Below are 13,583 nucleotides of genomic sequence, written 5' to 3'. Positions count from 1 at the left end.
GTTTACGGCCGCATGCGGCGCCCGAGCAGCCCGAGCAGGCGCTGCTGCGGGCCCGCCGCGTCCGGCACCGGCACCGGCGGCGCGAACTTGCCGCTGGCCGTCATGACCGGCTGCGCCCGTTCGATACCCGGCAACAGCGCGGCCACCAGTTCGGCGTCCAGCGTCTCGTCCGCGCCCGTCGCCCGCGTCAGATCCCAGGTGTGCGTGGTGAGATCGGCGGTGAGGATGAAGATCAGGCCGGTGATCGGCCCGTCACCGCCGAACGGCGACGGCGCGGTCCGATCGAGCGCACCGGGCAGTGTGAACCCGGACCGCACCGCCGCCGCCACCGCCGTCCACGACCGGTCCGGTTCCTCGTCGAGGGCCTCGAACGGGCGGCCGTGCAACAGTCCGGCCATCCGGCGATGATTGGCGACGACGTGGTCGACCAGCGCGCGCACATCCCATTCCGTGCACGGCGTCGGCAGTTCCCACTGGCCGGCGCCGACCCGCTCGACGTGAGCGCCGAACTGGTCGGCCGCCCGCCGATGCATGTCGATCACGTCCATACCGGCCAACCTGGCACGGCCGGCACGCGCCCGCCAACCCCGGCGGACGTTACCGGCCGGTCGGGCTCAGGGCACGACCTCGATGATGTCGCCCGGGTTCAGATAGTCGAAGAAGGCCTGGGCGCCGTCGGGGGTCATACGGATGCAGCCGTGCGACTGCTCCTCGATCGGGCCGATATGCGTCGCGATATCCCCGTTGAAGAAGATCGCGTACAACATCTCGGCGTTGTGCATCGTGCTCCAGTGGTATTCCTTCTTGAACGCCACCGGGAACGATCCGGGCGGCGTCTCGTAGCCCGGCCGCCCGTGGGAGATCGGGGTGGGCCCGAAGGTGACCCGGCCGTTGTCCATCAGCCACGCCTCGTTCGTGGACAACCGCATACAGCCCCGGGCCACCGGGGAGCAGGGTGCGGTGACCGCGGCCGGCGGGCCGCCGAACCAGGGCGGCGGTGGCGGTGGCGGCGGCATCGGCCCCTCCGGATCACCCGGTGGTCCCGGCTCCGGCGCCGGGCCCGGGATCAGCGCGGGCACACCGGGAATGTCCGGGCCACCGGGCCACAACGGATCGGCCCGGGCGACGGTCCCGCCCAGGATCGCGGCCGCCATCACCCCGGCCAGAACTGCCGGCCCGGCGAACCCGGCCAGCGAACGCATGCTGTTCATGAAATCCGACCTCTCTGTCCATGCCCGGACAGCCCGGCCGAGTATTCGGCCGAGTGTCGAGGACAAACGCTGTGAGGGACTTCCGCAGCTGCTGCTGGTCAGATTCTCGAGTGATGGCCGGGACGAATGGGACGAAATCGACGATATGGGCGTCTATTCGTGATATATGCGTCCCGGCCGCGCTCGATTCGCTACTTGACGGTGACCGTCAGGGAATACCGCGGCCCGCTCGGCGCGCTCTGTTCCCACGGCCGCGCCGACACGAGGGTCAGCGTGGTGGTGCCGGGCGACTCGGCGGCGAAGGTCCACACCGCCTGGTCCGGACCGCCCGGCACGAAACCGCCGGCCGGATTCGCGCGCGTCTGCGGATCGCCGTCGACCCGCAGCACGTTCTGGTCGAGATCGCCGAGCTGCCAACGGTATCCGGTCGACGGGTTGTCCGGGAGGGCGACCGCCAGTTCCTGCCCGACGGTCATGGTCACGGCGTGCCCGTCGTCGTCGGAGCCCACCATCAGCGGCTCCGCGATCGGCGCGGCATGGATCACCGGCGCCGCGTCGGCGACCGCCACCGCGCCCGCACCCCCGGCGGCGACCGCCAGACCGAACACAACCATCAGCAAAGGTGTACGCACCACAATCCTTCCGATTACGCGAGACAGCGTGCACACCATACAGTCGCACCCCGGCCCGGCGTCCACCCGTTGCGTGAAAAGCCTTCGGCGACACCGGTTACGGTGATCATCACCGTTTCCGGGCCAGACCGCCGAAGGCGCCGGAATCCGCCGGCGCCGTTCCCACGTCGTCGCCGTGCTCCGGCCGCCACAACGGCAGATGGACCAGACCCGGCTCCAGCAGCGTCCAATTGTGGAAATAGCCGCCGATCTCCTCCTTGGAGCGCAGCACGATCTCCGTGGCGGTGCGGTCCGACAATCGTTGCGCCGCCAGCACTTCCTCGGGCTGGCCGTCGGCGGTGGCGTGGCTGATCGCCAGATAGCTGCCCGGCACCACGGCCTCCTGCAGCCGGGCCACGGCGCCGGCCGGATCGGCGGCGTCGGGCAGGAAGTGCAGCACGCCCATCATCAGGACCGCGATCGGCCGATCGAAATCCAGCAGGCCGGTCACCAGCGGATCGGCGAGCACACCGTCCGGGTCGGCGGCGTCGGCGTGCACCACCGCCGTGCGCGAATCACCTTCCAGCAGCGCGCGACTGTGCGCGACCGCCACCGGATCGATATCGACGTAGACGACGTTCACCTCGGGATTGCGCGCCTGCGCGACCTCGTGCACATTGCCGACGGTCGGGATCCCGGATCCGAGATCCAGGAATTGGGTGACGTTGGCGTCCTCGACCAGATACCGCACGATCCGGCGTAGCAACTCCCGATTGGCGCGCATGGTGTGGGCGACATTCGGTGTGAACGCCTCGATCCGGCGGGCGAGTGCACGATCTATCTCGAAGTTGTGCATACCACCGACGAAATAATCGTAGACTCGGGAAGCGCTGGGACGGTCCAGGTCGATGCCTTCCGGTGCCCAACTGGGTCTGGTCATTCCAACCTCTCTGACAACCTGATCCGGCGGAAGCCGAAGCAGGGCAATCGTATTCGAGGATTACTTACCATCCTGCAGTTAGCACACGCGTAACGATCCGGCTACGATCGGTCCATGGCGTGGGACGGCGGCTCGGTCGGCACGGATGCCGGCGACACTGCCGAGCTGGCGCGCCGCTGGGCGGCGGCGCTGGCCGGTGGTGCGCGCGACCATGTCGTCGCGCTGAGTCCGGCCGAGGTGACGCAGCTGCTCACACGCCTCGCGACCGGTCTGGATACCGCCGCGCGCCAGGGCGATTCGCAGGCCGCCGCCGCGATCGGCGCCGAGTTCGCGCAGGCCCGTTTCGTCGGCGACGAGGTGCTGGGACTCAGCGTCGCCACGCTGGCGGCGCACTTCGCCACGCGGGGGTTGGAGGCCGCCGCCGTACTGGGCGCCTTCGGGACGGGCTATGTGCGGGCATTCCGCGCCTGGCTGCTGGCCGAGCAGGAGAGCGTGCGGGCCGCCGAGATCGCGGCCCGGCGCGCGGCCGAGCAACGCCTGCGCGACAGCGAGGCGCGCATGCGGTTCCACGCGCACCACGATCCGCTGACCAAACTGCCGAACCGGTCCCGGTTCTTCGACGCGCTCGCCACCGCTTTCGCCGATCCCGAGGCCCGCGTCGGCCTCTGCTACATCGACCTCGACGGGCTCGAATCGGTCAACGAGACCTTCGGCCACGCCGTCGGCGACGAATTGCTCGCCCAGGTGGCCCTCCGATTCGCCGAGCTGGCGGTGGCGGGCCGGTTGGCCGCCCGCATCGGCGGCGACGAATTCGTGATCCTGGTCCCGCGGGCGGGCGGCCCCGCCGACCTCGCCGAGCTGGCCGACACCGTGCTGCGGGTACTGGCCGAACCGTTCGAGGTGCACGGGCAGCGGCTGACCGTGACCGCCGGGATCGGCGTATACGGCGAACGCGCCGGGCTCATCAGCCCCGAGGAGTTGCTGCAGAACGCCGATACCGCGCTGTACTGGGCCAAGGCCGAGGGTCGCGGCCGCTGGGCCGTCTACGACGCCGACCGGCATCAGCGCGAGCACACCCGCCTCGATCTCGTCTCGGCGCTGCCGGGCGCGGTGGCCCGCGGCGAGTTCTTCCTCGAATATCAGCCGATCGTCACCCTCGCCAATCGCCAGGCGGTCCCGGTGGCCGTGGAAGCGCTGGTGCGATGGCATCATCCGGATCTGGGGGTGCTCCCGCCGGGCCGGTTCATCGATCCGGCGGAGGATTCCGGCCACATCGGCGCGCTGGGCTCCGAGGTGCTGACGATGGCCTGCCGGCAGGCACGGCGCTGGCACGAGCAGTTGGGTACGGCCGCACCGGTGGTGAGCGTGAACGTATCCGCCGCCGAGGTGGAGGACCGCGCCTGGCTGCCGCGGGTTCAGCAGTTGATCACCGACACCGGTATCGCGCCGCAGCGATTGCAGCTGGAGCTCACCGAGCGCACCTTCATGCACACCACCGGCCGGCCGCTGCAGGCGCTGCGCGTCCTCGCCGACAGCGGGGTCCGGATCGCGATCGACGATTTCGGCACCGGTTACTCGAATCTCGCCTATCTGGGCCGGCTGCCGTTGCACGTGGTGAAGCTGGCCGGGCCGTTCGTCCAGCGCATCCGCACCGCGGGCAGCGCCGGTCGCAACGATCTGCTGATCCTGGAGGCGATCATCGACCTGTGCCACGGGCTGGGCCTCACGGTCACGGCCGAATGCGTGGAGACCCGGCACCAGGCCGATCGACTGCTCGAATTGGGTTGTGACACCGCGCAGGGGTGGTTCTTCCAGCGCCCGATGGCGGCCGACCTGGCGACCGAACAGCTGGCCATCGCGGCCGCGGCGGCCGACTGAGACGGTGGCGGGCCCGGCCACCGACCCGGTGAGGTCGGTGGCCGGGCCCGAAACTATCTGTCCGGGAAGCCGATTCCGGATCCGGCCGCGGTCAGCACCTCCTCCGCCAGGGCCGCGACCGCCGCCGCGTGGTCGGTCAGATAGAAGTGCCCGCCCGTGAAGACGTGTGCCCGGAATTCGGCCGCGGTGTGCCCGGCCCATTCCCGCACCTCGGTGACCGGCACCCGCGGGTCGCGGTCGCCGGTCACCGCGACGATCGGGCAACCCACCCGGACGCCCGGTTCGCACCGATAGGTCTCCACCGCCGTGTAGTCGCTGCGGACCACCGGCAGATACATCCGGGCCAGTTCCTCGTCCTCGAAGATCCGGCCGTCCGTACCACCCAGCAACCGTAGCTCGGACACCAGGCCGGCATCCGGGCGCCGATGGACCGTCTCGGCTCGCCAGTGGCCGGCCGCTCGCCGGGACGAGACGAAAAGTGCTGCGACGGAAGATCCTTCACGCTCCAGGCGACGTACCACCTCGAACGCCTGGACCGCGCCCATGCTGTGCCCGAACAACACGGTCGGCCGATCGATCGCCGCGCGGACGCTGGGTAGCACACCGTCGGCGAGCGCCTCGATCGACTCGAGGCGCGGTTCGGCGTACCGCTCCTGCCGCCCGGGATTCTGCACGCCCACGACATCCACCCGCGGTGCCAGCAGCCGGGCCAGCGGCAGGAAGGCGGTCGCGGCGCCACCCGCGTGCGGAAAGCAGATCAGGCGGGCGGGGGCCGACCCGTCGCCCGGTGGCAGCCGCCGCAGCCACGGCGCCGAGATCACACCGCCTCCGTCTGCCGGGTGTCGGGCTCGTCGACGAGCGCCGCGGCCAGCCCGGCGCGACGGGTCACCCCGAGCTTGCGGTAGACGCGCGTGAGATGCTGTTCGACGGTGCTCGTGGTGATGTGGAGTTCGCGCGCGATCTCCCGGTTGCGGCAGCCGTCGGCGGCCAGGCGGGCCACCTTCAGCTCGGACGGGCTCAGCGCCTCACGCGGAGTCTCGTTGACCGAGACCGTGTGCAGCACCGTCGTCCGCGATCCGGCCAGCCGGCGCCGCAGCGGCTCGGCACCGCACTGTTCGGCCAGCCGCAGGGCTCGGCGGGCCGCCGTCCGGCCGCGGTCCCGCTCACCGACCAGGTGATAGGCGTCCGCCAGATCGGCCAGGGCCGTGGCGGTTTCGAGTAGCTGAGCACCGGATGCCGCGATGTGCACCGACTTTCGCAGCAGTGCGACCCGTTGCGCGGGCGAACTGGTGGCCGCGATCAGCCGCAACGACACCCCTCCGCTGGAATGTTTTGCGGCACTGCGGATCCACGACAGGTGCTCGGCGGCCCAGTGCCGAGCGCCGGACAGGTCGCCGGCGGCCAGGTCGACCTCGGCCAGGTCGTTGCGCCAGGCGATCAGGCCGGGAATGTCCATGTGCCAGTCACGCATCCGCTCGCCACAGGTCAGGAAATCCGCACGGGCGCCGTCGAGGTCGCCGACCGCCAGCCGATACCGGCCACGCGCGCGCAGGTGATGCAGACCGACCCGGGACACCCGAACGGTCTCGGGCACTTCGGTTTCCAGATAGGTGGCCGCCTCCCGCAGCCTGCCCGCGGTGGTCGCCGACTCGATCAGGCAGGCCATCGCCAGCCCGCCGTACGTGCCCAGGCTGTCGCCACGCACCCGGCTCAGGGCGGTGACCGCGTGCCCGATGGCGTCCTCGACCGCGCCGGAGCGCAGATACATCGCCGATCGCCAGATCCCGAAGATCGCCTGCCAGGCCGGGGCCTGCCGGGCACTGGCCTCGAGCATGAGCGAATCGCACCACGACGCAGCCGATTCCAGCCGGTCGGCGTACACCAGTACATCCAGTGCGGTCAGCAACGCGCACACCGTGGTGTCGTCGAGCCGGTGCGCCCGCAGCAACCGCTGGGACCGCGCGATGGCATGGTCGCACGCGCCGTGGGTGAACACGTCCGACAGCAGTCCCATCACGGCCGTGTCGGACTCGTACCAGCCGCATCGGCGCAGCATCCGATCCTGATCGGCGGAACCGGTCCGGATGTCCGGCTCGGTGGTGGTCGCGGGGGCCAGGCCGGGATAGAACCAGCGCAGCCACTGATGCAGCGTGGCCCGATTGACCATGGCCAGTGGCTCGGTGGTGAGCGCGGCGTCGTCGAGCAGCTGCACGGCCCGGGTCGCGTCCTCCACGCGACCGGAGTACAGCAGATAGCGCGCCGTCATGGCCAATCCCGAGGCGGGCATCGCACCGCTGTGCACCATCGTCACCAGGCGGGCGAAGCTGCGCGTCGACGTCGACGGGCTCAGCCGCCAGCGGATCACCGCCAGGTGCACCAGCATCACGCCGCGATCGGCGTCGTTGTCGGCCACCCGGCAGGCCAGTTCGAGATATTCGATGGCACTGGCGGTGTCGTCGTCGGCGATCGCGTGCCGCGCCGCGTTGCGCAGTACCGACACCGCCCACGACACCCGGACCTCCGCACCGCCGATCAGATGGTCGGCAACCTGGGTGGCCGGCGCCGAACAGTCGTACAACACCTCGGCACTGCGCTGGTGCAGCCGCCGCCGCAGCGCGATCGGCATCTCGCGCAGCACCGCGTCCCGGATGTCACGATGCCGGAACTGGCTGTAGGCGACCAATTTCGATGCGGTGAGTTCGCCGATGATCGCCCGCACCGCCGCGCGGTCCGCATCCAGTATTCGGGCCAGGATCCACAGCGATGTGGGTGCGTCGAGCACGGCCAGCAATTGTGCGACCCGCATCCGGGCCGCGCCACCGCTACGTAAATACAGGAGGGCCGACGTTTGCGACCACGCTCGTTGTGGAACACCGACCGTACCACCGGTATGTTCCGGCCTCCGATCCGAATCCGAATTTTGTCCAACAGGTTCCATGGGCATAACCCCCGCCCCGTACACAGCCGACCGGCCAACTGACGCGGCCGGCATCGGATACCTAAGGGCGACTTCGTCGTCCGCCGCTTGCAGATACTAATCGCACAAACCGGACGATGCGTTTACGGAAGCGACGGGGCAGCCTGCAAAAATCCACCCGGACCGAACGCGGCAGATCCGGCGAAACATGGTCGTGACATATCATCGATCGGTTCAGCCGAAACAAGACCCGGGCGGAAGTCCGTAATTTTTCCGAATTGTGCATCCAGGAATTGCGGTGACCGCGAACGACATCCGGGCGTACCGGTTTCGCCGATACGCCTGGAGGTCCAACATATGAAATTTTCCGACGTCACACGGACGTCACACGAGCTTTCCGGTCGAGAAGATCGAGACCGGGGGACGCGGGCTCCACAGCGAGCCCGCGTCGCGTATGAAATAGGTCACATGACGCTGTCGGACAACGGGTTCTGTGCTCCGGCCTCGCCGGCCGGGGTGTCGGCCGCCGGGTCCGGTCCGCCGGTCATCGGCAGCGCCGCCACGATCACCGGCACCATGGCCGCCGCGGCGAACCAGAACACCGCGTGCAAGCCGTCCAGCCAGCCGGTCGTCACCGAGACGGTGATCGCCGCGAAGGCCGCGATACCGAGGCCACCGCCCATCTGCCGGGCCGTCATGCTCATGCCGTATCCGGACGCGAAGTTGGCCTGCGGCAACGAGGTTGCCGCCGCTGAGGACACCGCCGTCATCAGCAGTCCGATCGCCAGGCCGGACAGCAGGCCGACCGGCAACCACACCGCCAGGAAGCGGGACTGCTCGTGCAGCAGGACGGCGAACAACACCGCGGAGATGCCGAACAGCACCGCGCCGGCGATGGTCGCGATCCGCTGGATGTCCGGATGCTTCGACCGCCCGACGATGCCGGCGCCGATCGCGGCCGTGAAGGCGCCTGGCGAATTCGCAAGGCCCGCTTCCCATACCGAGTACTTCCAGACCACGATGGTCCACAGCGGGCAGGCCAGCAGCCAGGCGAACATCGCGATGCCGAACAGGAACGAGACGGCACTGGCGGCCGCGAATTTGCGGTCGGCCCAGAGCTTCACCTCGAACACCGGCACCGGATGCTGCACCGAGCGGAGGATGCCGAGAACCAGCAACACCAGGCCGCCGATGGTGGTGCCGAGGAATGCCACACTGCCCCAGCCCCATTCGCCACCCTGGGTCAGCCCGATGACGACGGCGCCGACACCGATGCCGACCAGTACGGCACCGAGCGGATCGGGCCGGACCCGCAGGCTGGGCCGGATCTCCGGCAGCCACGACAGACCCGCCACGAAGGCCAGCAGGCCCACCGGCACGTTGATCAGGAATACCGCACGCCAATCCCAGGCCCAGACCAGCACGCCACCGAGCGCGGGCCCGAAGGCGGCGGCCGCGGAGGAGGCCGCCGCCCAGGCCGCCACCGCGGCCACCCGGCGCTCGACGGGGTACGAGCCGAGCACCAGGCCCAGCGCGGCGGGGATCATGCCGCCGGCCGCGACACCCTGTAAGGCGCGCGCACCGATCAGGAACTCGATATTGGGCGCGATGGTGCACAGCGCGGAGGCCACGGTGAAGCCCAGCAGCGACCAGACGAACACCGCCTTGCGCCCGAAGACGTCGGCATACCGGCCGACCGGGGTCAGCACCGCCGCGAAGAACACGGCGTAACCGGACACCACCCACGACAACGTGGACAACTTGGTACCCGGGAAACTCTGGGTGATGTCCGTGAACGCCACGTTGACCACGGACATGTCGAGGAAGGCCACGAAGGTGGCCACCGAAGTGATGAGCAGTACCCGCCGCGGCTCGACCGCGGCGGGTAGTTCGTTCGCAACGCTGTCAGTCATCGTCCACCTGCCGATTGGTCGTCGAAGAACGCATCACAGACCCTTGCTGTAATTGAACCGAACGTTCGTGCTTGTTCATTAACGCACGAACGTTCGCTCCGGTCAAGGTGAACGGGTCTCGGCAAACCCCAGCGGAAGGAGTGGTCCGGCCGCGCCTAATGCGGAAATACGCGACATCAACCCTTCGGACGATGGACACAGGCCGGATACCAGGCCGAACGATCGTTCAGCTAACATGGACAGGTAACCCACATACCGGGCGGTGACGAAGGAGTACGGCGGATGACCGAGACACGGCCCATGCGTGGGCAGGATACCCGGCGCGCCATTCTGCGCGAGGCGGTTCAGGTCGGCACGGCGGAAGGTTTGGATCGACTCACGATCGGCCGGCTCGCCACCGCCCTCGGCGCCAGCAAGAGCGGGGTGTTCGGCCTGTTCGGATCCAAGGAAGAACTGCAACTGGCCGCGATCGAGGAGGCCAAGGCCAGTTTCATCACCGAGGTCATCGGCCCGGCCCTGCGACAGCCGTCGGGCATCGGCCGGTTGCAGACACTGTGCGAGGCCTGGCTGGAGCACACCAGCAAGGACGCCGTCGCCGGGGGGGCCTGCTTCTTCCTGTCCGTCGGCGCCGAGTACGGGTCCCGGCCCGGACGGGTCCGGGACGCGATCGTCTCCGTCTGGCGGCAGTGGCACGACTTCCATCGGCAGACCATCGTCGAGGCCCAGCAGCTCGGCGAGATCCGCGCCGACACCGATCCGGCGCAGCTGGCATTCGAGCTGTCGGCCTTCGAGCGCAGCGCCGCCACCGACCGAACCCTCCTCGGCGACAACGAGGTGTTCGAGCGGGCCCATGCCGCGATGCGGCGCACACTGCGGGCACACGCCGTTCAGCCCGACCGAATTCCGTTGACCACCTAGCGATTCCGTCCGGCCGCCGGTCCGGTTCCGGCGGCCCGCCGCGGAGGTTAGGGGACTCGTAGGGGTTACGCGGCACGGCGGGGTCGGCGACAGTTGGCCTATGCGTTCAGTTTCCGGTCCCGACGTCCAGACCGGACGCCGCACTCCCCTTCGCCGGCGGCCCCGGGTCGGCCACATCGAATTCCTCAACTGGTTACCGATCCTGTGGGGGCTGGCCCGCTCCGGCAGCCTCGTCGAACTGGATCTGGTCCGCGGCAGTCCGGAGCGCCTCAGCGCCGAACTGGCCGCCGGCGCGCTCGATGTCGGGCCGATCAGTCTCGTCGAATTTCTCACGCACGCAGATGATCTGGTGATGCTACCGGATCTCGCCATCGGCTGCGACGGGCCGGTGATGTCCTGCCTGATCGTCAGCCGGGTGCCGCTGGACCGGCTCGACGGGGTGCCGGTCGCGCTGAGTTCCACCAGCCGCACCTCGGTCCGGCTGGCCCAGCTGCTGCTGGCCGAGCACATCGGCGTGCGGCCCCGATTCTTCGTCAGCCCACCGAATCTCGACGTCATGTTCGCGCAGGCGCCCGCGGCGGTGCTGATCGGCGACGTCGCGCTGCGCACCGCCCTGTACTACGCGCCGACGCGCGGGCTGGTGGTCCACGATCTCGGACAGATGTGGCGGGACTGGACCGGACTGCCGTTCGTGTTCGCCGTGGTCGCCGCCCGGCGCGCATTCCTCGAACAGGAGCCGGAGACGGTGCGGCAGGTGCACTCCGCGCTGCTCGACGCCCGCGATCGGGCCATCGCCGAGATGGACGAGCTGTGCGAGCGCACCGCGCGCTGGGAACAGTTCGACGCCGACACCCTGCACCGGTACTACACCGAAGCGCTGGACTTCCGGCTCGGCCCGCGCCAGCGGCAGGGCATCGCCGAATTCGCCGCGCGCACCGGCTTCGGCGTGAAAGTGCCTGCGACACTGCTGGACTCGGCCTAACCGAATATCGGGAGAGGTAGCTCATCGTGATCGTGCCGACGACGACAGAACTCAGTCCCGCCGCCCACATCGACAGGCTGGCACGGCAGACCGGCCGCCGCGTCGCGCTGGTCTACGAGGGCAGCACCTACGGCTATGCCGCACTGGCCGACCAGGCCCGGCGACTGGCCGCCGCACTCGCCGCGGGTGGCACCGGCGAAGGCGATCGGGTGGTGTACCTGGGCGGCAACAGCGTCACCTTCCTGACCACCTTCCTCGCGGCCGCGCGGCTCGGCGCGGTGTTCGTACCGGTCAACTCGCGGCTGACCGCGCCGGAGGTCGCCATCGTCCTGTCCGATTGCGCGCCACACACACTCGTCACCGAACCGGAGTATCGTCCGGTTGCGGAGGCCGCCTCGCCCGGCCCGGCTCGGTTGCTCACGGTCCCCGGCGACCCGGCCGCGACACCCGGCGAGGCGCCCCCGTCACCGTGGGAGACGTTGCCGGCGACCGAGATCGCCGCGGCCCCCGCTCCGGTGCACTGCGAGCCCGGCCGAATCGCCATGCTGGCCTACACATCCGGCACCACCGGCCGCCCCAAGGGCGTCGAACTGACATACGGCAATCTCTGGTGGAACGGCGTCAATCAGGACATGGTCGCCACCGCCGCTCCGCTGGACGTCACGCTGGTGGTGGCGCCGCTGTTCCACACCGCACCCCTGGGCTGCTTCGCGCTGCGCACTCTGATGCGCGGCGGCACGGTCGTGCTGCGCCGCGCCTTCGAGGCCGGGAACATGCTCGCCGACCTCGAAACCTACGGAGTGACAACGGTATTCGCGGTACCGGCGATGTTCGCCGCGGTCGCCGCCCACGACGGGTTCGCCGACGCGGACCTGTCCGCGCTGCGCACCGCCGTCACCGCCGGGGCCCCCGCCCCCGCTCCGCTGATCGAGCGCTACCGCGAGCGGGGCATCGCGTTGCAACAGGCCTACGGTCTGACCGAGACGCTGTTCGCGGCGTACCTGCCCGCCGACCGGATCGCCACCCATCCGGGCTCGGTGGGACTCGCGTTGCCCTACACCGAAATACGGGTCATCGATCCCGCCGGCGAACTCCCGGGCGCCGCCTCGCTGCCGCCGGGCGAGCGCGGCGAGGTCTGCCTGCGCGCGCCGACGGTGGCCCGCGGCTACCGCAACCAGCCCGAGGCCACCGCCGAGGTGTTCGCGGGCGGCTGGTTCCGCACCGGTGACATCGGTTATCTGGATCCCGACGGCTATCTGTATCTCGTCGACCGCCGCAAGGACATGATCATCGTCGGCGGCGACAACGTGTACTCCGCCGAGGTCGAACAGGTGCTGGCCCGCCACCCGGATGTCGAGGACGTCGCGGTGGTCGGGATCGCGGACGAGCACGAGGGCGAGAGCGTGGTCGCGATCGTCACCGGACGCGCCGCATCGGGTCCGGCCGGTCCGCGGGCCAGGCCCGGCCTCGCCGAGTTGCGCCGGTTCGCCGAATCGGAGCTGGCCCGCTACAAGCTGCCGACCCGGGTGGTGCAGGCCGAACGGGTTCCGCGCAACGCGATGGGCAAGCTCGACAAGCCGGTCATCCGCGCCGCTCTCGCGAACGGGGACGAGAGCGTCTTCACCGTGGCCGCCGCACCCGCACCCGCACCCGCGACGAACGTCCCGGTGGCCTCGGCGCCGGTGGCGGATCCGCCGGCCGCCTGGCTGCACACGCTCGCGGCGCTGCCGCCCGACGAGCAGTACCGCCTCGTCTTCGACGCGGTGGCCGACGCGATCGGGCGGACCATCCGTGGTGCGCGCGCGGTCGTCGAGCCCGGGGATCGGTTGCAGGACATCGGATTGAGCTCGCTGGCGGCGGTCGAACTCGCCCGCCGCCTCGGCGACACGTTGCGGCTGCGGCTGCCCAGCACCACGCTGTTCGATCACGACAGCGTCGACGCGCTGGTCCGGCACCTGACCGCCCGGGTCGTCGCCGGCAACGCCCGGCCGGTGGTACTGGACCGGCTGACCGAATTCGAACGCGCGGTCCGCGACGCACCGGCGGATCCCGCCGTCCGCGCGGAACTGCGTATCCGGTTGCGTGGCGCGCTCAATCGCCTCGCCGCCGACGAGGAACCCCTGGTGCCGGCGGCCGCCGGCGCCCCCACCGATCGAGATCTGTTCGCCCTGCTCGATGCCGAGCTCGGACCGGCCTGAGCCGCGGAGGAGAAT

The 13,583-nt window shown here is 69.9% G+C and carries 11 protein-coding genes; 4 read left to right on the top strand and 7 right to left on the bottom strand.

Annotation, left to right across the window (positions count from 1 at the left end; translation table 11 throughout):
- Nucleotides 1–2 precede the first annotated feature (2 nt).
- From G361_RS0100260 to G361_RS0100240, 4 genes are all read right to left on the bottom strand, one after another.
- Entirely contained in the window at nt 3–548 is a 546-nt protein-coding gene (locus tag G361_RS0100260; protein ID WP_019925025.1) for a TIGR03086 family metal-binding protein, read from the bottom strand.
- A gap of 66 nt (nt 549–614) precedes the next feature.
- Entirely contained in the window at nt 615–1,211 is a 597-nt protein-coding gene (locus G361_RS0100255) for a L,D-transpeptidase (RefSeq protein ID WP_052172605.1), read from the bottom strand.
- Between the two features lie 191 nt (nt 1,212–1,402).
- Nucleotides 1,403–1,825, bottom strand: coding sequence for a protease inhibitor I42 family protein (locus tag G361_RS46525; protein WP_019925023.1), 423 nt, complete (start codon nt 1,823–1,825; stop codon nt 1,403–1,405).
- 127 nt (nt 1,826–1,952) lie between these two features.
- A complete protein-coding gene (locus G361_RS0100240; protein ID WP_026342539.1) occupies nt 1,953–2,762 on the bottom strand; it encodes an SAM-dependent methyltransferase in 810 nt (269 codons plus the stop codon).
- 114 nt (nt 2,763–2,876) lie between these two features.
- On the opposite strand from G361_RS0100240, the gene G361_RS0100235 reads away from it, so the two are divergent.
- Nucleotides 2,877–4,640, top strand: coding sequence for a bifunctional diguanylate cyclase/phosphodiesterase (locus G361_RS0100235; RefSeq protein ID WP_019925021.1), 1,764 nt, complete (start codon nt 2,877–2,879; stop codon nt 4,638–4,640).
- A 53-nt stretch (nt 4,641–4,693) separates the two neighbouring features.
- Here G361_RS0100235 and G361_RS0100230 read toward each other — a convergent pair whose 3' ends face one another.
- The 3 genes from G361_RS0100230 to G361_RS41650 form a co-directional block, all read right to left on the bottom strand.
- Nucleotides 4,694–5,461: a thioesterase II family protein gene (locus G361_RS0100230; protein WP_019925020.1), complete on the bottom strand. Its 768-nt coding sequence runs from the start codon at nt 5,459–5,461 to the stop codon at nt 4,694–4,696.
- Nucleotides 5,458–7,446: a helix-turn-helix transcriptional regulator gene (locus G361_RS0100225; RefSeq protein WP_019925019.1), complete on the bottom strand. Its 1,989-nt coding sequence runs from the start codon at nt 7,444–7,446 to the stop codon at nt 5,458–5,460. The genes G361_RS0100230 and G361_RS0100225 overlap by 4 nt, the downstream gene beginning before the upstream one ends.
- 575 nt (nt 7,447–8,021) lie before the next feature.
- Nucleotides 8,022–9,470 (bottom strand): DHA2 family efflux MFS transporter permease subunit, encoded by a 1,449-nt coding sequence (locus G361_RS41650; protein WP_019925018.1) that lies wholly within the window; start codon nt 9,468–9,470, stop codon nt 8,022–8,024.
- A gap of 282 nt (nt 9,471–9,752) precedes the next feature.
- Between G361_RS41650 and G361_RS0100215 the strand changes: the two genes are divergently transcribed.
- The 3 genes from G361_RS0100215 to G361_RS41645 all read left to right on the top strand — a co-directional run bounded on the left by G361_RS0100215 (nt 9,753) and on the right by G361_RS41645 (nt 13,568).
- Nucleotides 9,753–10,388 carry a TetR/AcrR family transcriptional regulator gene (locus tag G361_RS0100215; protein WP_019925017.1) on the top strand — a complete coding sequence of 212 codons (636 nt, stop codon included), beginning with the start codon at nt 9,753–9,755 and terminating at the stop codon, nt 10,386–10,388.
- 100 nt (nt 10,389–10,488) lie between these two features.
- Complete coding sequence (locus G361_RS0100210) at nt 10,489–11,370, top strand: menaquinone biosynthetic enzyme MqnA/MqnD family protein (protein WP_019925016.1); 882 nt, start codon at nt 10,489–10,491, stop codon at nt 11,368–11,370.
- A 32-nt stretch (nt 11,371–11,402) separates the two neighbouring features.
- Nucleotides 11,403–13,568, top strand: a complete 2,166-nt coding sequence (locus G361_RS41645) for an AMP-binding protein (RefSeq protein WP_155981221.1) — start codon at nt 11,403–11,405, stop codon at nt 13,566–13,568.
- Nucleotides 13,569–13,583 lie beyond the last annotated feature (15 nt).

Source organism: Nocardia sp. BMG111209 (assembly GCF_000381925.1).
GTDB lineage: Bacteria > Actinomycetota > Actinomycetes > Mycobacteriales > Mycobacteriaceae > Nocardia.
This window is presented reverse-complemented; position numbering and strand designations above follow the sequence as displayed.